Consider the following 22,643-nt stretch of genomic DNA (forward strand, 5'->3'; position numbering starts at 1 on the left):
TTGCTTTACCGTAAAACAGGCAATGTAAAAATTTAGTGAGTTTCCACTGTTTGTTCGTCGAAGCGCTTAGCCGTGGGATCGGTTAACTCCAATTCCTTCAGGCGTTGCAACTCAACAGCTTCCACTTCTTTGGATGTATCATAGTTGGCAGGAACAGTTTTAGCCAAGGTAAGGCATTTTCTGATGGATTCGACACTGATGATAATAACAAATACGGCCATAATGGCGGATACGCAGAAGAGCAGCATTTCATTTTTCGGCCAATAAATATTAAACATGTTGAGATAATCGGCCCAGAAGATAACTACCGTTAAGAATGCCCAAGGAACGGCAGTGACCCAAACGTAGCGAGCTTTTCCCATGTTGCAGATGACAACCGAGGAGATGGCGAGGGTAATAATGGCGAGTAATTGGTTGGAAACGCCGAATATAGGCCAAATTGTCGACAAATTACCTTGCAATACAATGTATCCCCATGCGCCGGAGATCAGTGCCGATGCGATTAATGCACCGGGGAGCCAATGCGGGTCGGCAAATTTCGGAATTGCACGGCCGACCAATTCTTGCAGCATGTAACGGCCGACACGAGTACCGGCGTCGAGAATGGTCATGATGAACAAGGCTTCGAACATGATGCAGAAGTGATACCAGTAATTCATTAAGTGGTCGAGACCGGGAATACTGGAGAAGATAAATGCCATGCCGACAGCCAGAGAAACGGCGCCGCCGGGACGGTGAGCAACATTTTCGCCGACCATGCTGTTGAGCTGCGGTAAATCCACGACAGGCATGTTGAGTGCCGCAAAGTGTTCAGCCGTGGAGTTAATGGCGAAATAATCGTTGGGAATCAGGCTGGTAGCGGCAATGAGAGCCATCATGCCGACAAAACTTTCCGTCAGCATAGCTCCGTAGCCGACGGGAAGAATGGAACGTTCGTTCATCAACATTTTCGGTGTCGTGCCCGTACTGATCATACAGTGGAACCCGGAAACAGCACCACAGGCGATAGTAATGAAAATATACGGTAAAACGGGGCCTGTAATAACCGGTCCGCCGCCGCCGATAAATTGTGTAACCGCAGGCATTTGGATGCTTGGCATTACAATGATAATGCCGAGTGCCAACGCGCCGATAGTACCGATTTTCATGTATGTGGACAAATAGTCGCGCGGTGCGAGTAAGAGCCAAACCGGCAAAGCTGCGGCAACAAAGCCGTAAATAATAAGGGCAATGCCGATGCCCTGCGGGCTGATGGTAAAGAGCGGAGCCAAAGTCGGAGAAGCTGCAACCGCAGGGCCTAAGACAACGGCCAATAAGGTAAGAATAACACCGATGATCGTACCCTCACGGATCTTGCCGGGACGTAAATAACGCATGTATATACCGATAAAGATCGCAATAGGGATGGTCATACCGATTGTAAATGTACCCCAAGGGCTGTCGTGCAAAGCGTTCACGATAACGACGGCCATGCCGGCCATGGCCAGGATGTTGAGAAAGAGCACGGCAAGGGATGTAACCAGGCCGATATTGCCGCCCATTTGGCTTTTTGCGATTTCGGCAATGGACTTGCCGTCATACCGCATGGATGCAAAAAGAATGACCATATCGTGGATGCCGCCGGCCAATACGCCGCCGAGAATAATCCACAATGCGCCCGGTAAATACCCGAACTGTGCGGCAATAACGGGACCGACCAAGGGGCCGGCGCCGGCAATAGCCGCAAAATGATGGCCGAAAACCACGTATTTGTTTGTCGGCACATAATCGTGTCCGTCTTCAAAACGGAATGCAGGCGTTACCTTGTATTGATTAACCGTAAGAACTTTAGCGGCAACGAATGCGCCGTAGAAACGGTATGCCAATACGAAGATCAATGCTGAAATAATGACTAAAAACAAGCCGTTCATAAATTAAACCTCCTTTGGAATTTGTATATAGTACGAACATAACTATATATCAACTATTATTATATACGGGTAAACTAAAAAGACAAGACCATTACTAAACTTTTGCTTTTATATTCAAAAATTCGGGCATAATAAAGGACTTCGGACATACGAGTATTGCAGTTGACAAAGGACAAAAAATTTGTATTCTTGTGATATAATAAGTCCATACCGGAAAAACGGTTTGTAAAATCTGTGCTTTAATAAAGGAGACACATAGATATGCTTACAGTTGTCAATCAGGAAAACTTTAAAGCTATTGTGGAAAATTCGCAGGTTCCTGTTTTATTGGATTTCAGCGCTACATGGTGCCCTCATTGCCAAGACTTGCTGCCGATTTTAAAAGAGTTGTCGGAAAAGACGGAAGGCAAGCTCATCGTTGCCGCTATTGATACGGATGAAAGCCCGGAATTGGCGGCCATGATGAAAGTCGAATATATTCCGGCCTTATTCGTTTATAAAGACGGTGTATACAGTGATATGCTGATTGCCCCCAAGTCTTTGAATGAAGTGGAAACATGGTTAAAAGGACAAGGTGCCTTATAAATCTGAGATAACTGAAAAAGGCGAGCGTGCGCGGGCACGGGCTCGCCTTTTTATTTTCGCTGGCTCCGGCCCGGCACATCGTATAGGTATAGTCCCGTATGTTATAATATTTTTATACACAAGAAGAAACGGTATGGGAGGTAATTATAGTGCGTACTTTATATTTAGATTGTTTCTCCGGCATCAGCGGAAATATGTTTGTCGGCATGATGCTGCAAAACGATATCTCTTTGGAAGGATTAAAAGAGACCTTTTCAAGACTTCCTGTAAGCGGATATTCATTGATTTGTGAACCCGTTGTGAAACAAGGGATTCAGGCACAGTATTATGATGTCGTTCTTGACGGAGAACGGGCGGAGCATGAACACTGTTGCCCCGATGAGCACGAGTATCGCCGGGAACATCATCATGAGCACGTACATGAACACCCGCATGCGCATGGACATCACCATCATGTCCATGTACATCGCGGCCTGCGGGAGATTAAAGAAATTATTGAAAAAGCCGATTTAAGTGCTGCTGTAAAAGCGAAGAGCTGTGCCGTCTTTGAGACACTGGCGATCGCGGAAGGCAAAGTGCACGGCTTGCCTCCGGAAGAGGTGCACTTTCATGAGGTCGGCGCCGTCGACTGTATTTTGGATATTGTCGGTGCCGTGTGGGCTTTGGAAGAAAGCGGTATTGAACAAATCGGTGTTTCGCCGCTGCATACGGGAAGCGGGTTTATTCAGTGTGCGCATGGTCTTATGCCCGTTCCGGCTCCGGCAACGGCGGAAATTTTGACGGGGTTACCTTTTTACGGCACCGCCATAGACGGCGAACTGGTGACGCCGACGGGTGCGGCCCTTGTCAAAACATTAGCGGCCTATGCAGGACCGAGGCCGGAAGACTTTGTTCATGAGCGCATCATTTACGGGGCGGGGACGAAGGACTTGGAAATCCCCAATGTCTTACGCGGCTATATTGGCGAATATAAGATGTTTTAATGGCGTGCTGTGTGATGAACGGCGGTATAATTGGACTTTGCCGCCGTTTTTCCTTATAATAAGTTAAATTCGTGTGTTTTTTGGAGGATGCAGGGTGGTAGACGATTTCTTTGCCGGATTAATCGGTCACGGGGAATTAAAAAAGAGATTTTCCCGGCTCATTGAAGCGGGGCGAATGCCCCAAGCATCCCTCTTTTCCGGTCCGCCGGGAGTTGGTAAAACCGTTGCCGCCGGAGCCGTTGCCTCGGCTCTCGTCGGTCATTCGGTTTTAAAAAACATCGATTTTTCTGAAGCTCATGAAAGTTTGCATGACGGCGAAGACGTTTTTTACATTGCCCCGGAAAAGGCTGTTCTGAAAACGGGGCAATTTCGCGAATTGCAGGAGATTATTGCCTTGTGCGGCAATACGGGGAGCTGTAGGGTCTTTATTATTGATCATGTGGAAACGATGAATTCCGAATTTGCCAATCGCATGCTCAAGACCTTGGAAGAGCCGGTACCCGGCGTGTATTTTATTTTAATTACGAACCGGCCGGCCATATTATTGCCGACTGTTGTTTCACGGTGTGTTTCCTTTCATTTCAAACCGGTAAGCGCACAGGAATTGTCGGCGGCGCTGGTTTTCCGCTTTGGCGGTAAGACGTCTGATTATATGCCGTTGCTTGCGTTGTGCGGCGGTAATGTGCGTGAAGTCTTGCGATATGTGAAAGACGGGAATTTACCGAGCACGGATAAGGCGTTTTTTTTCTTGAAGGCCGTAAAACAGAGCGCGATTCCTTATACTGAGTGGGCCGCTTTTGCAGCGACGTTAAAAGAGGCCGACTCCATTGAATTGTTGAAACAAATCGCCGTCATTTTGCGAGATTTATTGCTTCTCCGTACAGGGGTTGCAACGGAATATTTACAGTTGAAACAGAACGAGCGTCTTTTAATGGACCTTGCGCCGCAGTGGCCGGATAAGGCGTTGACGGACGGCGTACTCGTTATAGAAACGGCTTTGGAAGCGGCGGCAAGGCATGTCAACATATATTTGATCTGGGATTACGTTTGTATTTCTTTTCTCCAAGGAAGGGGAGACTTTTAGTTGATCGTTGTAGGTATACGTTTTAAGCCTGCCGGAAAAGTCTATTACTTTGATCCGAAGGGCATTAAACTGGACATACAGGACGGCGTTATCGTCGAGACGGCTCGCGGTATGGAGTTCGGCACAGTCGTCATTGAACCGAAAAAAGTTGAAGACATAGAAGTAATTCAGCCGTTGAAGCCTATCGTCAGACGGGCCACGGAAAAAGATTTTCAGCAGGTGGCAAAAAATAAAGAGCGGGAAAAGAAGGCTTTTTCTGTTTGTTTGGAAAAAATTGCCAAACGAAAATTGCCGATGAAGCTTATTGACGTGGATTATACCTTTGATATGGGCAAGATTATATTTTTTTTCACGGCTGACGGCCGCATTGATTTTCGCGAATTGGTGCGTGATTTGGCTTCTGTCTTTCGAACGCGCATTGAACTCAGGCAAATCGGGCTGCGCGACGAGGCAAAAATGATTGGCGGCATAAGTTATTGCGGTCGGCCCCTTTGCTGTGCGTCGTTTCTCGGAGATTTCAAACCCGTTTCCATTCGCATGGCGAAGGGGCAGGGCATGTCCTTAAATCCGACTAAAATTTCCGGTATTTGCGGGCGCTTAATGTGTTGCCTGCGCTATGAAAACTCCTTATATACGTCGGGGGAATTGAAGTGCGCCGGCTGCCAGCATAAATGTTGCGGCGAACAGGAAAAGCTGCCGGGTGTAGGCAAGAAAGTTATTACGGATGACGGCTTGGGGACCGTTTTGCGAGTGCATATGAAAGACCGTACGGTTAAGGTGCAGCTTGAGTCGGGACATACTGTGAATGTCGCTTGGAGCGATGTGGCGGAACCGGAACATGATGATTGAGCTTCGCGAAAATGAACGGTTGGATGATTTGGTGCTGGACGGAATGAAAGTGATTCAGCGAGCCGATCAGTTCTGTTTTTCGATAGATACAATTTTACTGGCTCATTTCGGTAAGGTTACGCAGGGTGCCGTGCTGGACCTTGGCACGGGAACGGCAGCAATTCCTCTTATTTTAGCGGCTCGAGGGGCGATGAATATTACGGCGATTGAATTAAATCCGGTCATGGCCGATATTGCGTCGCGCAATGTGCAGCTCAATAAAAAAGAGGCGGCCGTATCTGTCGTAGCCGGTGATTATCGGCAATTAGGACAGCTTTATGAGGCCGGGCATTTCTCTGCGGTATACGTAAATCCGCCTTATCGCGAATCCTTTCGCGGTGCGGCCAGTACAAAAGAGGGCGTGCGCCGGGCGTGTCACGAAGAAACGGTTACGTTGGAAGACGTGTTGCGTACTGCTGCATATGCGTTAAAATTTCACGGCCGCCTGCGGATGGTGCATATTGCGGAACGAATGGCGGAAATACTGTCGGTTATGCGCCGGTATGACATAGAGCCGAAGCTGCTGCGCCCCGTATACGGGCGGCGGGGAAAAGAGGCCAAGCTGTTTCTTGTCGAGGGCCTGCGCGGCGGCAGGGCGGGCTTGACGCTGCAAGACCCCCTTATTGTACATAATGAGGACGGAACATATACGGAAGAAGTCTTACGGTGGTATGGAAAAATCTGAGGAGGAAGCGGCATGGCGGAGATATTTCAAAGGGGTGCACTCTATTTATGCCCTACGCCGATCGGCAATTTGGAAGATATTACGTATCGGACCGTTCGCTGCTTAAAAGAGGCGGATCTTATTGCTGCCGAAGACACGCGGCATACAGGGCGACTACTGGCCGCCTATGCCATTGATACGCCGCTCTTCAGTTACCATGAGCACAATAAAGCGGAAAAGGGCCGTATTCTTATAGAGCGGCTGGCACAGGGGCAAATAATCGCTCTGGTCAGCGATGCGGGAATGACGGGTATTTGCGATCCCGGCAGTGACTTGGTGCGGGAGGCATTGTCGGCGAATATTCCCGTTATCTCCCTGCCCGGAGCCAATGCGGGTCTTACGGGCCTTGTCGCCTCCGGTATGGATACGGGACTGTTTACATTCATAGGCTTTTTGCCGAAGACGAAGAAGCACCGCATACCTGTCTTGGAGAAGATAAAATCCTACAAGGGGACACTTATTTTTTATGAAGCGCCCCATCGCCTTTTAGCGGTACTGCTTGAAATGGAATCCGTCCTTGGAAACAGAAGTGTCGTTTTGTGCAGGGAACTGACTAAAAAACACGAAGAGTATATACGCGGAACACTGTCATCAGTGCGGGAAAAACTGGCACATTCCGGTGTGCGCGGTGAATTCGTCATTCTTGCAGCAGGTTTTATGGAGGAGGAAACCGCACCGTGCGGAGAGACCGATTATGCGGCACTCGTCAGTCGCCTCGTAGCGGCGGGAACTGATAAAAAAGAAGCGGTTCGAGCCGTCGCGAAGCAATGCGGTGTTTCGAAGCGGGAAGTATATCAAGCTACATTGGAAGTATAATAAAAATGCTTATCGGCGACAGGAGGAATTGCTCATGCCTAAGAAAAAAAGTTACTATATTACGACCCCTATTTATTATCCCAGCGCAAAGCTTCACATCGGTCATACCTATTGCACGACCATTGCCGATTCATTGGCGCGGTTTCATCGATTGCGCGGTGATGACGTGTTTTTCCTGACCGGCTCCGATGAACACGGACAGAAAATTCAACGCGCCGCCGAAGCGAAAGGAATGAGACCGATTGAATATGTGGACGGCATTGTCATTCTGTTCAAAGAGTTGTGGAAGAAGCTTAATATATCAAATGACGACTTTATTCGTACGACCGAGGCGCGCCACGAAAAGGTGGTGCAGGATTTGATGCGGCGCTCGTACGATAACGGCGATATTTATAAATCCGAGTATGAAGGCTGGTACTGTACGCCTTGCGAGACCTTTTGGCCGGAAAACAAGCTTCCCGACGGTGAGCATGTCTGCCCCGACTGCGGACGGCCGTTGGAATTGGTCAAGGAAGAAAGCTATTTTTTGCGGATGAACAAGTATGCCGACAAATGGCTGAAGTTCATTGAAGAAAATCCTGATTTCATCCAGCCCGAATCGCGGCGTAATGAAATGATTGCATTCGTTAAGAGCGGTCTCGAAGATCTCAGCGTCTCGCGGACCTCTTTCGACTGGGGCATAAAAGTTCCGTGGGATCAGAAGCACGTCGTATACGTCTGGTTCGATGCTCTGGCAAACTACCTTACGGCTGCAGGTTATTTTGACGACCCGGAAAAATTCAAAAAATTCTGGCCTGCAGATCTTCATCTCGTAGGCAAGGAAATCGTCCGTTTTCATACGATTATTTGGCCCATTATGCTGATGAGCTGCGGCTTACCGCTGCCTAAAAAGGTGTTCGGTCACGGCTGGCTTATCGTTGACGGCACAAAAATGAGCAAATCCCTCGGCAATGTAGTCGATCCGATTCCTTTAATTGAGCGATATGGCGCCGACGCGCTGCGGTATTATTTGTTGAAAGAAGTGCGTCTCGGTCAGGACGGAAATTTTTCATTGACCACCTTTATTAATCGTATTAACTCCGATTTGGCCAATGACTTGGGGAATTTGCTGCAGCGTACGTTGGCTATGGTGGAAAAGTATGAAAAGGGTGTTGTTGCCGGCCCGACCGTAAAAGCGCCGCTTGACGATGAATTGGCAAGTCTGGCCGTTACGACGGCTAGAGAATATGAAGCCTATATGGACGACATGAAGATTGATGACGCACTTAATGTTACGTGGGGACTCATTCGGCGCAGCAATAAGTATATTGATGAAACGATGCCGTGGGTGTTGGCGAAAGATGCGGCACAACAAGGGCGCTTGGAAACGGTACTGTATAATTTATTGGAAGCGTTGCGCATTATTGCCGTCCTCGTGAGCCCCGTCGTTCCTCTCAGTGCTGCGGAAATGTGGCGCCAGCTCGGCCTGGACGATTTTGCAGCGGTAAGACTTGCAGCTGTGCAAGTATGGGGACAGTATCCTGCCGGTACTCATATAGCCAAGGGTGATGCGTTGTTCCCTCGCTATGACCTGGCGGAGGAAGTGACTGAAAGCAAACCGGAAGAAACGGCTGTCGAGCTTGTTCCGGCGGCGAAAGAACCGATTAAACCGGAGATTACGATTGATCGATTTTCCGAAACGGATTTGCGCATCGGCACGGTGCTTGCGTGTGAAAAGATGCCGAAGACCGCGAAGCTGTTAAAACTGCAGGTCGACTTGGGTTCGGAAAAACGGCAGATTGTCAGTGGAATTGCCCAATACTATAAACCGGAAGACCTCATCGGACATCAGGTTATTGTCGTTACAAATCTGAAGCCTGCAAAACTGTGCGGCGTAGAATCTTACGGAATGTTGTTGGCCGCTTCGGACGGCAACGATAATTTGCAGGTCGTCTTTGTCGACGGCATGGCTGCAGGAAGCCGGGTTCGCTGATGTTGTTTGATACGCATTGCCATATTAACGACGAGGCCTTTGCGGAGGATCGTCAGGAAATGTTGGAACGGGCCTTTGCGGCCGGCGTAGAGTATATGCTTTGCCCGGGCACGAATTTGGAAACGTCCGCTTCGGCCGTTCAGCTGGCTCACGAATATACACAGGTGTATGCGGCTGTCGGAATCCATCCGGAGGATGCCGCCTCAGTGCCGGCCGAAGCGTTTTCACAAATACGGCGGTGGATTGTTGAAGAACCGAAAGTAGTTGCCATCGGTGAAGTCGGGTTGGATTATCATTGGCCCGAACCGGTGCGGCAGGTACAGCAGGAGGTTTTTATTGAGCAAGTAGAGTTGGCGGCGGAGCTGGACGTGCCCCTTGTTATTCACGATCGGGAAGCGCATGGCGACGTAGTCGATATTTTACGCCGATACGGAAAGGGGTGCCGCGGCATTTTTCACTGTTATTCAGGCAGCTTTGAAATGGCGAAAGAATTGATTAAGATGGGATTCTATATCGGCTTCGGCGGCACCACGGTATTTCCGAAGTCGCATAAACTGAAGGATATTGCCGCCCGTTTACAGGCGGATCGGATTTTACTGGAAACGGATTGTCCGTATTTAACGCCGCCGCCTTATCGAGGTAAACGAAATGAGCCGGCATATGTTCGATTTGTGGCGAAAGAAATTGCACGTCTGCGAGGAAGGGATGAAGAAGCGGTTCAACAAATGACAATGGAAAACGGAAAACGGATTTTCTCAATTCCGTAAAAATATACCACTGTGCAGGTATATGGGTATATTTTGCAGAATGCACATAAAAGAATGAGAATTGTATAAAAATAGCGAACGAACACTTGCAGAAATGTAATAATAAAGTTAGAATGAAGGTAGATAATTTTTCGGAACGCATAAAAACAATATATTGCAAAGGGGCGGTTATATGTTGGACAGTCGGATCAATACCTTTTTAAGTGTATGTCGTCATATGAATTACACAAAGGCGGCAACGGAACTGCATATAACACAACCGACAGTAACGCAACACATTCAATACCTGGAGCAGAATTATCAAGTGAAATTATTTGATTATACGAGACATCATTTGACCTTGACCGAAGCGGGGAAACAGCTGCGCCGGATGGCTATGAGTATGCAGTATGACGTAAACATGCTGAAGCGATATCTTGCACGTACGGACTTATGGAATTGCTCTTTGTCTTTCGGCGCGACCGCGACTATTACGGAATACGGGATCGTCAAGTCCTTGTCCCAATTTTTGAATGACCATAGTGGCCTTAACGTGCAGTTGAAACTGGCAGATTCCAAAGAACTGTTGCAGGAATTGGATAAAGGACGAATTGATTTTGCCATGATTGAAGGTGGTTTTGACAAGGATAAGTATGACGGCATTCCTTTTTTTCAAGACCGTCTTGTTGCCTGTTGCGGCCCTGAGTACGGTATAAAGAACGAAGTGGAATTTGCGGATCTCATGGGGCGACGTCTCTTATTGTGTGAAAAGGGGGCTCGGTCCAGGCAATTATTGGAGCAGTGTTTTGCAGAGCGCAGCTTACGTCTTGACGAGCATTTTCTTGTTGCCGAATTGGGCACTCCCGATTTGGTGAAGCAGGTCGCCATCAGTAATAAAGGAGTAGCCTTTTTATATGAAAGTGTCGTTCGCGAAGATATTGCGGCCCATAGACTGCGGGAAATTAAAATCCGCAGTCTATCGTGCAGCGATACATTTTATTTTCTATGGCGGGTGAAAAGCGTATACGGCAATACGTTCCGTTCTCTTTGCGGTCAGCTGTGTGCAGGCGGCAATAAAGGTGAACAATTAACAATGTAAACGGAATGAATAGAAAAGCTGTGCCGAAATGCAACGCGGTCGGATGCATTCGGTACGGCTTTTTATAGTTGTTAAGGGCACTCGTATTCGTGCCTGTAGCCGTGTAGAAAGAGCTGAGTTGACTGAGGGGAGATTATATATGGGTAAACGCTGGATTATGCATGTCGATATGGATGCATTTTATGCGTCTGTTGAGCAGCGGGATAATTCTGCGCTGCGAGGACGTCCGGTTATTGTCGGCGGCATTTCGGAAAGAGGTGTCGTCGCGACTGCATCCTATGAGGCGCGGCAGTACGGTGTTCATTCCGCCTTGAGCATAAAAAAAGCAAGACGGCTTTGTCCGGACGGTGTCTTTTTGCGGCCGCGCATCGCATACTATAAGAATATATCCCTGCAAATCCGCCGTATTTTTGCTAACTACTCGCCCTATATCGAGCCGCTTTCGTTAGATGAAGCTTTTCTGGATATATCGGGAATGGAGTTGCAGTATTCGGATGTTCGGGAAATCGGTAAGGCCGTTAAGGCGGAAATAAAAGAAAAAACGGGCCTTACCGCTTCGGCCGGTATAGGTCCCAATAAATTTTTGGCAAAACTCGCGTCCGACTTGGAAAAGCCCGACGGTTTTGTTTTAATTCCTTACGGTAAAGAGCGGGAAATATTGGCACCGTTACCGATTCGTAAATTATGGGGAGTCGGCAAGGTGACGGAGAATAAGCTTATCGCCGCCGGATATAAGACAATCGGCGACATTGCGGCGGCATCTCCGGAAATGCTGCAGGCTGTAGCCGGGAATCAGGGGCGTCATCTTTTTCAACTGGCACACGGCAAGGATACTCGAACTGTAGAGTCGGAGCGACGGAGCAAGTCCGTCGGCAGCGAGCATACATATGAACATGATTTGCGTCAACGCGAAGAGATTGACGGGCAATTGAGAATTCTTGCGGCGGAAGTGGCAAGAAGGCTGCGGCGGCAAGGCTTGATGGGGAGGACGATAACGCTTAAAATCCGGTATACCGATTTTGAGACGATAACACGGTCATACACGTTTGATTCTGCAGGCGTATATTCGGAAAAACAGCTTTATTTTTCAGCGCAAAAGTTATATGCTAAGAATACGCTTGGCGCGGCAGTTCGATTGCTCGGATTAACGGTCAGTCAATTACATTCCTTGGCGGTACAGGAAAATCTTTTTTCCGAAGATGATGTGATAAAGGAAACGGTCACGACCGTAATTGATAAAATACAGCGACGTTTCGGTACGCAGGCTATTATGAAAGGGCCTCTCCAAGCAGTTTCGGATGACGGTTTTAAAGAAGATTTTGATAAAAAGGAGTAAGCGACAGTGTCCATTTATAAAGTTGCCGCTCATACGGGTGCAGATAATAACGGTTATATTCAATATGATACGGAAAGTAAGCGTGTAGATGTATTTCTGAACGATACCGAATATAATCGGCGCATATACGAGTATTTAACTAAGCCGAGGGCCTTAAAGAAATTTACGAGCCTTTCGGAGTATGAAGTAATTACGGATGCGCCTAATGCAAGTTTGGAATTGCTGAAAATCGCTTTGGGAAAGATATGGCAAGATTTAGGCGTGCATATGGATTGGAGCCGGCCGGTCGAATAATATGTTTAATCACAAGTCATACACATTTACGGCACATGCCGTGCAAAAATTGTGTATAAGTTTAATTTACCCTGTGTTTTATGCGGTTGTTGCCGGAAAAAACAAATTGACCGGTGGGAATAAATTGTGCATAACTTTGAGAGCACTAGTTATGTATAGCTATTAAATATTGTAGATAAGCGGATTTTTTCGGTAAAGAAAGAAATAGAAATCATGTGTATAACTGAAGTCGAAATGTGGACGGAGTATCGACGGCATAAGAGCAAATTGGGTGTTTTTCTGTCGTAACTGGAGAGGTCCGGAAGGATACACGATGGAGAACTTCTTGATGAAATCGTGAAGAGGAGGAGTATGTATTGAATAGGGGGAGGATTTTTATGGATAATCCGTCAAGGAATGTTGTAAAAATCAAACTGCGCGATATTTTGATTTTAGGTTTTGCTTTTTTTGCAACGTATTTCGGTGCGGGAAATCTTATTTTCCCGCCGCAGCTCGGATTGGTCAGCGGCACGTCGTACGGACCGGCTTTAGCGGGACTTACCGTGTCGGGAATTATATTGCCCGTCTTTGCGCTGATTATTATTTCTTTTCACGGCGACGTACGGCGCATAACGGAACATGTCGGTCCGTACACGTATAACGTGCTGCTTGCGATGCTTATGATTATCTGTACGTTCGTTTCCATTCCCCGTACGTGCGCAACGGCCATTCAACTGGGCATACAGGGAAATTTTCCGGAGGTGCCCTTCTTGCCGAGTGTAATCGCTTATTTTGTTGTTTCTTATTGGTTTACGTCTGATGAAGACCGCGTTCTTGATAAAATAGGCAAGTATTTGACGCCCTTTTTGGCACTTATTTTAATTGTCATCGGTATTGTCGGCGTTATATCACCTATCGGTGTACCTGTTGAAGCAAGCGTGGAGAACGCTTTCGTCAACGCCTTTCTTGGCGGATATAATACGGGTGATGTGCTCGTCAGTTTTATTATGGCCGCCGTATTTATTCAGTCCGTTCGCAACAAGGGCTATGAAGACAACCGGTCGCGCAATAAAATGATGATTGCCTGCAGTATTGTTACAGTTATTCTCTTATTTATTATTTACGGCAGCTTGCTCTACATGGGGGCCTGTGTGAGCGGCGAATTTTCATCGGATATGGGAAGAGCCGATTTACTTGTCGCCATTATTCGGCATGTCGGTAAATTTGTTATGATTCCTATGGGAATTGCCATTATCCTTGCCTGCCTGACGACGGCTGTCGGGCAGGTTGCGGCGGTTGCCGATTTCTTCCGGACGGCTTCCAAAGAGAAGTTGGGCTATAAGACGTTGGTTATCGGGACATGCATCCTTTCGGCCGCTACGGCGCTCCTCGGCGTAGACGGTATCGTTACGTACATCGGTTGGATTTACAGTATAAGTTATCCGCCTGTCCTGGCACTGATGGTATTGGGGGCCTTTGCCAAGGTCATCCCCAACGACGGGGCTTATAAAGGGGCCGTTTATTCAGTCACCGTTTATGCGTTTTTAGAAGCCTTTCCGGGGTTAAGCTCCCTCGGCTTTGCCAAGACCGTTGTTGCGGCTATGCCTCTTTCACAAGCCGGTTTCGGCTGGGTAATCCCTTTTATTGCCGGCCTTATTCTCGGTACGGCAGCGGGCTGCTTTATTGCGGATAAAAAAGCGGCATAAATCGCATACAGCAAACGGGCGCTTTTTTCGAGAAAGCGCCCGTTCAGTATTTTTTAAGATTCTAATGTCCGGGCCAAATATTCGGCCGTTTCAGAGAGATATTTTGCGCCGTACGTTTCAATGTCCCCCGCATCGCTGTGAGCGGCAAATTTCGGATCCAGCGGTAATTTTGCTACATGCGGGATATCAAATTTTTTTGCCGACTCTTCGACATGACTTTTTCCGAAGATTTCGTGCCTGCCGTGACAGTCGGGGCATTCAAAATAACTCATGTTTTCAATGATGCCGAGGATGGGAACCTTCATCAGCTCGGACATTCGCAACGCTTTTTCGACGATCATGGAGACCAGTTCCTGCGGTGATGTGACGACGAGAATACCGTCAATCGGCAAGGATTGGAATACGGTCAACGGCACGTCTCCCGTTCCGGGAGGCATGTCGACGAACATGTAATCAATGTCGCCCCAAAGGACGTCCGTCCAAAATTGCTTTACGGCGTTGCCGATGACAGGGCCGCGCCAAACGACGGGATCGCCGGCATTGTCAAGGAGGACATTCATGGACATAACCTTAATTCCCGATTTCGTTTCAACGGGAATAATACCGGTCTCATCGCCGCGAGCCCGTTCTGTAAGGCCGAATGCGGCAGGAATGGACGGGCCCGTAATATCGGCATCCAAAATAGCCGTTTTATAACCGTGGCGACACATTTGAATGGCCATCAAAGAGGTGACGAGGGATTTGCCGACACCGCCCTTGCCGCTGACTACGGCAATAACGTGCTTTACATGTGTCCCTTCATGAGGCGCCGCCAAAAGGCTTTGCGGCTCATGCTGAGCGGAGCAGCCGCTGCTGCAACCGGAGCAGTCTTGACTGCTGCATTGTTCACTCATTATAATCAATCTCCTTTAAGCTGGACTGTAATTTTTTTCTCATTACCGATTTTATTATAGGAGCGTAATCTGTCCGTGTCAATTATAGACTAAAATTGACATGAATGGATAAGGACTACTTATTTTTTGAAAGCATGATTTGCAGAATTTCTTTATCCGCCGCTTTCATGCCTGTCGTTGCCAGTCTGCCTATATTGTGAATCGATTCGTCGGCACTGTTGCTGACCAGCCCTTCCGTGCCGTTTACGCGAATTCCCTTGCGGGAGAGGAATACGGCGCGGTAAGCGGCATCTACGGCGGTGGCGATTTTTAGTGAACAGCCGTCGCCGGCACCGTCGCAGACCATGCCGATGTGCTCGCCGGTCATGTTGGAAATGGTCGCCTCTATTTCAGCCGGGCCGCCGCCGAAGAGGTAGGTCATTCCCGTTGCCGCGCCCATGGCGGCAGTGGCGGTCGCACACAGTCCGGACAGTTTCGGATAAAAGCTGTGAATATACATGGATGTAATATGCGCTAAGGCAAGTGCGCGTATATGTTGTTCCCGGGATGCGTGCAAGAATCGAGCCGTCACATTGACGGGGAGTGTTGTCGTAATTCCCTGATCGCCCGAACCGGCGTTGGTCATGGCCGGGAGGGGAGCACCGCCCATGCGTGCATCCGAGGCTGCCGTCGTTTCCATAATGAGGCGGTCATGAAAGTTATCTGCCGAGAGGCCTGCCTGCAGGTCGTCCAACATGGATTTTCCCAAGGAAAGGCCGTATTTTTTCGACAAACCCTCTTGCGACAAGGTGTCGTTGACAAGGCCGGCTTTTTCCATAAATTCGATTTCAGAGAAAGGCACTTCCTGCACGAAGTCATATAAATCACGTAAGCTTAAGGAATGAAGAAAGTCTTCATACGGATCTTTGGTACTTGTCGGGGTGTCGGCTTTAGCGAAACAGACTTTCCCGTCCGACTCAATGCGGACGATGTTCGTGTGGCTGCCCTTAATGACGACACGAGTTTTGTGGATACCGTGTGTAAGCGTTGCTTCCGCATAAAGGGGCAATTCCGTGTCGGCAACGGCGACGGAGACGCGCCTTTGGACTATGAGTTCTTTAGCGCGGTCGACGCTTGCGGACGAGAGTGTGTGAAGTACGTCGAGGCCACCTTCGGGGTCACCGCCGGTCACACCTACGGCAACGGCAATATCCATGCCGGGCAGCCCTGTCCCGGGGACCGTGACGGCCATACCGTTTTTCATTAAGTTGGGGGAGACGGCGGCTTCTATTTTTTCGGGCTCTGCGGCCAAGTACTTGCGCGCCACTGCGGCGGCATAGGCCAAGGCGATAGGTTCGGTACAGCCCGTTGCAGGGACGACTTCTTTCTTTAAAACGGCAATAATGGAATCGGCAATTTCTTTTTTGGTCATAGTGATATCTCCTTTGGATGTATGCTTACCAAGCGGCAACGGTGCCGTCCGCCCTGGGATCGGTTGCCCCCGTAAGGATGCCTTCTTCATTGCGCCAAATAATTTGGCCGCGGCCGAAGGACGACGTTTGCGAATTTATAGTGATCCGGTGGCCGCGTCTTCGTAATTTTTCTATAAGGTCCTTGGGGAAGGCCGTTTCCACTTCAATATTTTTTCCGCCCGTCCACTGCCAACGGGGTGCATCCAGGGCGGCTTGCGGATTGAGATGGAAATCTATCGTATTGGTGAGTACCTGTAAATGGCCCTGAGGCTGCATGAAGGCGCCCATGACACCGAAGGGACCTATCGGGATGCCGCCTTTACTGAGAAATCCCGGAATAATCGTATGATACGACCGCTTTCGCGGGCCTATGAAGTTATCGTCGCCGGGATCACTGCTGAAATTATGGCCTCTATTATTTAAAGCAATACCGTAATCGGGAATGACGACACCTGAACCGAAGCCGTCGTAGTTGCTCTGGATAAGAGAGACCATGTTGCCGTCTTTGTCGGCGCTGCAGAGGTACACCGTGCCGCCGCAGTCGACGGTCGGCATCGGTTCGAGTGCGGTCGGCCCGATTTGTTTGCGTCTGACGGCTGCATATTTTTCCGACAGCCAATACGCGACGGAGGTTTTCATGAAGTTGCGATCGGCAATATATCTTTTGCCGTCTGTAAAGGCCAGTTTGAGCGCTTCTATTTGATTATGCAGTGTCTCAGCATTACACGTATCTGCAGGAAGGCCCGCAAGGATATTAAGCGCCATGAGGACGACAAGTCCCTGACCGTTGGGCGGTAATTCCCACACGTCATAGCCTTTGTAGGTCGTGCGTATCGGTTCTACCCACTCGGGGCAGTATGCTGCCAAATCTTTTTTACGCAGAAAGCCGCCCGTTTTGACGGAAAATGTATGGACGACATCTGCCAGCTCTCCCGTATACAGACTGCGGCAGGATGTTTTTGCCAAAAGGCTTAAGGTGCGGCCGAGTTCAGGGAGTTTCAAAACGGAACCGACCGGCGGCACGCCGTTCTTATAAAAAACGGAAAAAAGGCCGAAAAAGGCAGGGTTATCTCTGTATGGTTCATATTTTTTATATTCGCCGGCCAAGAGTTGGGCCAGTGTGGGCATAACCGCATAACCTTCGGCAGCATACTCTATGGCCGGGGTAAAGAGAGTTTTAAAGGGCAGGCTGCCGAAGCGTTTATGCAGCATAGCCCACGCTGCCGGTGCACCGGGAACCATGACGGGATGCCAACCGAAGAGCGGAATCGGACTGCCCGGTGAGGGCAGGTGTATGGCTGACGGCGCAAAGCCGCTGCCGTTGAGTCCGTAAACTTTGCCGCCCATATGAATAATGGCGAAAAGATCACTGCCGATACCGTTACTCGTCGGTTCCAGAACCGTGAGGGTAATAGCCGTTGCCAAGGCCGCATCGACGGCATTGCCGCCTTTTTTTAACATACTCAGGCCCGCCTGTGCAGCCAGGGCCTGCGATGTACAGACCATACCGCCGCGGCTGAAGAGTACTTCCCGCCGTGAAGCAAATGGATAAGAGGAAGGGTCAAACTGTAAGAGCATAGCAGTATCCTCCGAACGCGTTTGTATAGCTTCACTATAGCATATGTGGAAATGCGTGGATAGACGCATATTGCATCTTCACTAAATTATGTAATATCGTTATAATAAAAGTATATGTCATGAGAAAAGGAGTATAGTATGGGGCGTTGTATGTTGATTATCAACCCGACGGCCGGAAAGGAGCGGGCGAAGTATTATAAAGACGATATTTTAAGGCAGCTTCGGAAGATGTTTACCCATGTAGAGCTGCGGGAGACGGGAAAAGCCGGCGATGCGACGCTTTGGGCTAAGGAGGCGGCCGAGAATAAGTATGAAGCCGTTTTTTGCATGGGTGGTGACGGTACGCTGAATGAGACCGTCAATGGTTTGGCGCAGGCGAATGAACCCGTAAAATTCGGCTTTATTCCCCTCGGCACGGTAAATGACCTGGCACGGGCTCTGCACATTCCCCTTCATCCGGAAGAGGCCATTCGCATGCTTGACGACTGCAAGATCGTGAAAGCGGATATTGCCAAAGTGAATGACAAGTACTTCGTCAATACGGTTGCCGCAGGGATTTTACCGGAAGCTGTAGGCAAGGTTTCGATTGAACAAAAAACACGTCTCGGACCGATGGCATATTTCTTGACGGGCATTAAGGCTCTTCAGTCGCGGGAAACATCGCTCTTTAAAATTGAAACGGACTTGGGGACCGTAATTCGGAGGTCGCCGCTCGTCGTAGCCATGCTTACGAATTCCGTCGGCAGCTTCAATAATTTGGCACCTTGCGCAAAGGTGGATGACGGTAAAATTTGGCTTGCCGTTTTTAAGGAATTCAGCTATTTTGATATTATAAAGGCAATTCCGGAAATACTGGCGGGGCTGCCCATAAATTCCGAGTTTATGACGCTTACGCAAGTGACGAGGGCGCGTATTTCTTTAGTAGATGACGAATGTCTGTCCACGAATATGGACGGCGATAAGGGGCCTGATTTCCCCTTGGAAATGGAAGTCATGCCTTCCTTTCTTACGGTCTATGTGCCGAAAAAAACAGTATCTGCCGGCTTTATACCGCTCGTCGTTCCGAAAGAACTTTTCCACGGCTGAGGTGCGCATGAAAAAGAGGCGGCAACGAAGAATTTTTTTCGTTGCCGCCTCTTGTCGCAGTAACTCTTTTACCGACGCGAAATGCCGGTAAAAAAAGAGTCGAAATTCGGTATACTTTTGTCTACTGGTTTTGACGCAACACGCTTTGCAAGTCTGCCATATTATCCGGGGCTGTTGCGGCACCCATGTATTTCATATCATATTGAGAGGCTACCCGCGAGAGGATAAACGGCGTATGTTGCAGTGTTTCTTTAGAAGGTGCCGCGCCTTGCATTAAGAAATATAACTTCTTGCCGGCCAAGGCTTTCAGGGGGCGATCCAATTCATAGAGCCTGTCAATGAAGGTTTTCAACGGACCGCTCATGGTGTGCCAATACACGGGCGTGCCGATGACGATGGTGTCGGCCTGTTCCATGGCGTTAAGGACTGTTGCCATTTGGTCGTCAGGGAAGTGTTGGCCTAATTGATAAATTTTGTAGTCGTTTAGAAATAACGTATCATGGTCGATGCCGGACAGGAAGCGTTCGCCCATTTTTTCCGTGTTTCCTTCACGATTTCGGCTTGCATTAATAAACAGTACTTTTGTTTTCAATTGCACCGTATTTGCCGCCGGCTGTTGTACCGGTGCGGAAGCGGTGTTTGTTGCTGCAGACGAAAACGGACTGCAGCCGGCGCAAAACAGTACGGCTGTGCCGAGTACGAGAAGAGACAGTTTCTTGAGAGATATTTTTTTCATGGAATTATCCTTTCATCGGTCTGTACGGTCTTATTTTGCCGGAGGCACTGCGTGGTCGTTTCCGGTGTTATCCATAGGCACCAGATTACTGGTAAAGGGAATTTCTCCCGTTAAGACGAGGTGATAAAATTCCTGTTTTTTATCGATATAATCAAGGCTGAATTGGAGTGTTTCCAGCTCGGACAGGATTTCCCGTCGCTTGTTCGATAATATTTGCTGACGCTGGGGAATAGTCTCTTTGCCTTTCAGGCAGAGCGATAAATAATTTTTCATTTCTGCAATAGATAAACGGCATCGTTTCAGTTGTGATAAATCACGAATCCATCGAACCGTGGGTTCAGGGAAAACACGCCGATTGCGACTGTCCCGTTCAATATACGGAACGAGACCTTGGTTACAATAATACTTTAACGTTTCATAGGGCATATCCAGTTCACGGCATACTTGCATCATTGTATAACGTGTATTTCGGGATTGTAAGGGCGTAGTATCGCATAAATTTTTCGCCGACCTGTACTCTTTGGGCGATTGATGGAAGTTTCTTTTCATAGTATCGCTCTTTTCTTGCATTATTTTTGTTTGCGTGTTTCCAGAAGTTGCAGGAAATACTCAATCGTTTTCGGATCGCGGTGATCGAAAAAGGCACTTTCTTTTTGATCGAGTGAAGCAATAGTCCGCATTTCCTCTTCACTTAGGGAGAAATCGAAAATATTGATATTTTCAGTCATTCGTTCTTTGCGAACCGATTTTGCCAGCGCTACAATACCCCGCTGTACAAGCCAGCGCAATACTACCTGGCCGACACTTTTACCGTGCGATTTGCCGATTTCAGACAGAACGGGGTGTGTAAACAGGCCGTTGCGGCCTTCCGCAAAGGGTGCCCATGCTTCTACCTGAACATGCCAGTGCGTATTGGTTTCCTGTGCGGCTATTTGTTGGTTGAACGGATTGACCTCAATTTGGTTCGCCATAGGCGGAATTTCGCTGAATGCGGCTAAATCGGCAAGACGGTCGGGGGCAAAATTACTTACTCCGATAGCGCGAATTTTTCCCTCTTTATAAAGCTCCGTCAATGCCCGATATGCGCCATAATAGTCTGAAAAGGGCTGATGGAGGAGCATAAGGTCGATATAGTTTAATTGTAATTTTCGCAATGACTCCGAAATGGAAGTTTTTGCCGCTTCGTATCCGTAATGTTCAATCCAGACTTTAGAAGTGATAAACAGGTCTTCTCTGGGAACGGGGGATTGCTTTAAGGCACGGCCGACTGCCTCCTCGTTAAAATACGATTGAGCTGTATCAATATGTCGGTATCCTGCGTCGATAGCATTTAATACTGCCTGTTCCGTGTCCGCCTCGGGAATTTGAAATACACCGAACCCCAAAATAGGAATTTTTACGCCGTTTGATAATGTAACTTGTTCCATAGTATTCTCCTTTGCGCCATACATAACAGGTTGAGCATAGTTAAAGCCGGATTAAGCAACGGTTTTGTCTTACTGAGAGAAAGTATACAATGCGGTAGTAACTACCTGTCAACAGGTAAATTATATGATGTCGTAATAGTTGTATCGTGTCGGCCGCTTCGGCACCGAATAATAAAAACGGTAAGAGCTCTTCGGGCTCTTACCGTTTTTATTATTCGGCCGTATACGGCAATAATGCGATTGCTCTTGCGCGTTTAATGGCAACGGTCAACTTACGTTGATGTTTTGCGCAAACACCGGATACGCGGCGCGGTAAGATTTTACCGCGTTCCGTCGTGAAGCGACGGAGTTTTGCCGTATCTTTATAATCGATTTCATCAAGATGGTCTACACAGAAATTGCAGACTTTTCTTCTCGGTCTTCTGGAACGATCTCTTCTCATTGATATAATTCCTCCCTCTGTTGAATTTGAAGGGATGTATTTGACGTTAGAATGGGATTTCTTCGTCAGATTCGCTGCCCAGGCCGTCAAAGCCTGTTCCGGCTGCGGATGGACCGGGGCGTCCCGCGGACATATCCGCAGCAGGTCTGGAATCTGAACCCAACGGTTGCGCTACAAAATCGGCGACTACTTCCGTGCGATAGCGTTTTTGGCCGTCTGCACCTTCATAGGAACGAACGGAAATGCGGCCTTCAACGAAAACACGTTTGCCTTTGGCCAAATTATTGCCACAACTTTCTGCCAAATTACCCCATGCGACACAAGGAATAAAATCAGTCAGTTCGCGCTGCTCCGTGCTTCCTGCAGGAACGTACGTACGTGTGCAGGCTACGGTAAACATTGCTACGGCTCTACCTGTCTTGGTAAAACGGATTTCCGGGTCACGAGCTAAGTTACCCATTAATTGTACTGAATTCATATCCTTTGCGCCTCCGGTTATTCGCCGATCTTAACGATTAAATGTTTTAAAATCTCTTCACGAATTTTGATGACACGGTCAATTTCGAAAATCGCCGCCGGTTCAATTTCAAAGTTAATGAGGACATAGTAGCCGTCATTTTGCTTTTTAACGGGATATGCCAAGCGGCGCTTGCCCCAAACATCAACTTTTTCAATTTTGCCGCCGTTCTTGGTAAGAAGATTGCTGACAAACTCTACAATCGGAGCTGCTTCAGCCTCTTCTAACGGCTTTGCGATAAACATGACTTCGTACTTTTTCACGAAATCACCTCCTCTTTTGGACATATGGCCCTTCACGAAAAAAGGGCAGGAAGATACTTGATGGAATCAAGCTTTTATATTTTAGCACAGGTGCAGGCAAAATACAAGAAAAAGGCCTCTCCCGCAGG

23 protein-coding genes are annotated in these 22,643 nt (G+C 48.3%); 13 read left to right on the forward strand and 10 right to left on the reverse strand.

The annotated features are described in order from the left end of the window. Positions 1–32 precede the first annotated feature (32 nt). Complete coding sequence (locus BQ2674_RS07575; protein ID WP_075573179.1) at positions 33–1,910, reverse strand: carbon starvation CstA family protein; 1,878 nt, start codon at positions 1,908–1,910, stop codon at positions 33–35. Positions 1,911–2,171: 261 nt separating this feature from the next. On the opposite strand from BQ2674_RS07575, the gene BQ2674_RS07580 reads away from it, so the two are divergent. The 12 genes from BQ2674_RS07580 (at position 2,172) to BQ2674_RS07635 (ending at position 14,122) form a co-directional block, all read left to right on the forward strand. Then, positions 2,172–2,495, forward strand: a complete 324-nt coding sequence (locus BQ2674_RS07580; RefSeq protein ID WP_075573180.1) for a thioredoxin family protein — start codon at positions 2,172–2,174, stop codon at positions 2,493–2,495. 149 nt (positions 2,496–2,644) lie between these two features. After that, positions 2,645–3,478, forward strand: a complete 834-nt coding sequence (larC, locus tag BQ2674_RS07585) for a nickel pincer cofactor biosynthesis protein LarC (protein WP_075573181.1) — start codon at positions 2,645–2,647, stop codon at positions 3,476–3,478. A gap of 94 nt (positions 3,479–3,572) precedes the next feature. After that, positions 3,573–4,562, forward strand: coding sequence for a DNA polymerase III subunit (locus BQ2674_RS07590; protein ID WP_075573182.1), 990 nt, complete (start codon positions 3,573–3,575; stop codon positions 4,560–4,562). Further along, a complete protein-coding gene (locus BQ2674_RS07595) occupies positions 4,563–5,411 on the forward strand; it encodes a PSP1 domain-containing protein (RefSeq protein ID WP_075573183.1) in 849 nt (282 codons plus the stop codon). Further along, the gene (locus BQ2674_RS07600) at positions 5,401–6,135 is read left to right on the forward strand and encodes a tRNA1(Val) (adenine(37)-N6)-methyltransferase (RefSeq protein WP_187364817.1); all 735 of its coding nucleotides are present in this window, start codon (positions 5,401–5,403) and stop codon (positions 6,133–6,135) included. Before BQ2674_RS07595 ends, BQ2674_RS07600 begins: the two co-directional genes overlap by 11 nt. A gap of 12 nt (positions 6,136–6,147) precedes the next feature. After that, positions 6,148–6,990, forward strand: coding sequence for a 16S rRNA (cytidine(1402)-2'-O)-methyltransferase (gene rsmI / locus BQ2674_RS07605; RefSeq protein WP_075573184.1), 843 nt, complete (start codon positions 6,148–6,150; stop codon positions 6,988–6,990). Positions 6,991–7,024: 34 nt separating this feature from the next. Continuing rightward, a complete protein-coding gene (metG, locus tag BQ2674_RS07610; RefSeq protein ID WP_235828836.1) occupies positions 7,025–8,962 on the forward strand; it encodes a methionine--tRNA ligase in 1,938 nt (645 codons plus the stop codon). Further along, positions 8,962–9,729: a TatD family hydrolase gene (locus tag BQ2674_RS07615; RefSeq protein ID WP_075573186.1), complete on the forward strand. Its 768-nt coding sequence runs from the start codon at positions 8,962–8,964 to the stop codon at positions 9,727–9,729. The genes metG and BQ2674_RS07615 overlap by 1 nt, the downstream gene beginning before the upstream one ends. Positions 9,730–9,901: 172 nt before the next feature. Beyond that, positions 9,902–10,807: a LysR family transcriptional regulator gene (locus BQ2674_RS07620; RefSeq protein ID WP_075573187.1), complete on the forward strand. Its 906-nt coding sequence runs from the start codon at positions 9,902–9,904 to the stop codon at positions 10,805–10,807. Between the two features lie 139 nt (positions 10,808–10,946). After that, positions 10,947–12,143 carry a DNA polymerase IV gene (locus BQ2674_RS07625; RefSeq protein WP_075573188.1) on the forward strand — a complete coding sequence of 399 codons (1,197 nt, stop codon included), beginning with the start codon at positions 10,947–10,949 and terminating at the stop codon, positions 12,141–12,143. A gap of 6 nt (positions 12,144–12,149) precedes the next feature. Then, positions 12,150–12,437, forward strand: coding sequence for a hypothetical protein (locus BQ2674_RS07630; protein WP_075573189.1), 288 nt, complete (start codon positions 12,150–12,152; stop codon positions 12,435–12,437). A 377-nt stretch (positions 12,438–12,814) separates the two neighbouring features. Next, positions 12,815–14,122, forward strand: coding sequence for a branched-chain amino acid transport system II carrier protein (locus tag BQ2674_RS07635; protein WP_075573190.1), 1,308 nt, complete (start codon positions 12,815–12,817; stop codon positions 14,120–14,122). Positions 14,123–14,175: 53 nt separating this feature from the next. On the opposite strand, the gene BQ2674_RS07640 is transcribed toward BQ2674_RS07635, so the two are convergent. The 3 genes from BQ2674_RS07640 to BQ2674_RS07650 all read right to left on the reverse strand — a co-directional run bounded on the left by BQ2674_RS07640 (position 14,176) and on the right by BQ2674_RS07650 (position 18,044). Next, positions 14,176–15,015 carry an Mrp/NBP35 family ATP-binding protein gene (locus BQ2674_RS07640; RefSeq protein WP_075573191.1) on the reverse strand — a complete coding sequence of 280 codons (840 nt, stop codon included), beginning with the start codon at positions 15,013–15,015 and terminating at the stop codon, positions 14,176–14,178. A 115-nt stretch (positions 15,016–15,130) separates the two neighbouring features. After that, positions 15,131–16,426, reverse strand: coding sequence for an L-cysteine desulfidase family protein (locus BQ2674_RS07645; RefSeq protein WP_075573192.1), 1,296 nt, complete (start codon positions 16,424–16,426; stop codon positions 15,131–15,133). A 25-nt stretch (positions 16,427–16,451) separates the two neighbouring features. Then, positions 16,452–18,044 (reverse strand): gamma-glutamyltransferase family protein, encoded by a 1,593-nt coding sequence (locus BQ2674_RS07650; protein WP_075573193.1) that lies wholly within the window; start codon positions 18,042–18,044, stop codon positions 16,452–16,454. Between the two features lie 138 nt (positions 18,045–18,182). Here BQ2674_RS07650 and BQ2674_RS07655 point away from each other — a divergent pair, with 138 nt between their 5' ends. Then, on the forward strand, positions 18,183–19,130 hold the full coding sequence (locus BQ2674_RS07655; protein WP_075573194.1) for a diacylglycerol/lipid kinase family protein: 948 nt from the start codon (positions 18,183–18,185) through the stop codon (positions 19,128–19,130). A 121-nt stretch (positions 19,131–19,251) separates the two neighbouring features. Here BQ2674_RS07655 and BQ2674_RS07660 read toward each other — a convergent pair whose 3' ends face one another. The 6 genes from BQ2674_RS07660 to rpsF all read right to left on the reverse strand — a co-directional run bounded on the left by BQ2674_RS07660 (position 19,252) and on the right by rpsF (position 22,515). Then, complete coding sequence (locus BQ2674_RS07660) at positions 19,252–19,866, reverse strand: flavodoxin family protein (protein ID WP_083222322.1); 615 nt, start codon at positions 19,864–19,866, stop codon at positions 19,252–19,254. A gap of 30 nt (positions 19,867–19,896) precedes the next feature. Continuing rightward, positions 19,897–20,319, reverse strand: coding sequence for a MerR family transcriptional regulator (locus tag BQ2674_RS07665; RefSeq protein WP_075573396.1), 423 nt, complete (start codon positions 20,317–20,319; stop codon positions 19,897–19,899). A gap of 116 nt (positions 20,320–20,435) precedes the next feature. Next, entirely contained in the window at positions 20,436–21,293 is an 858-nt protein-coding gene (locus BQ2674_RS07670; protein WP_075573195.1) for an aldo/keto reductase, read from the reverse strand. Between the two features lie 211 nt (positions 21,294–21,504). Continuing rightward, complete coding sequence (gene rpsR, locus BQ2674_RS07675) at positions 21,505–21,735, reverse strand: 30S ribosomal protein S18 (RefSeq protein WP_075573196.1); 231 nt, start codon at positions 21,733–21,735, stop codon at positions 21,505–21,507. Positions 21,736–21,781: 46 nt separating this feature from the next. Continuing rightward, complete coding sequence (locus BQ2674_RS07680) at positions 21,782–22,213, reverse strand: single-stranded DNA-binding protein (RefSeq protein WP_075573197.1); 432 nt, start codon at positions 22,211–22,213, stop codon at positions 21,782–21,784. Positions 22,214–22,230: 17 nt separating this feature from the next. After that, on the reverse strand, positions 22,231–22,515 hold the full coding sequence (rpsF, locus tag BQ2674_RS07685; protein WP_075573198.1) for a 30S ribosomal protein S6: 285 nt from the start codon (positions 22,513–22,515) through the stop codon (positions 22,231–22,233). Positions 22,516–22,643: the final 128 nt, after the last annotated feature.

Source organism: Megasphaera coli, from assembly GCF_900095855.1.
Lineage (GTDB): Bacteria > Bacillota > Negativicutes > Veillonellales > Megasphaeraceae > Megasphaera > Megasphaera massiliensis_A.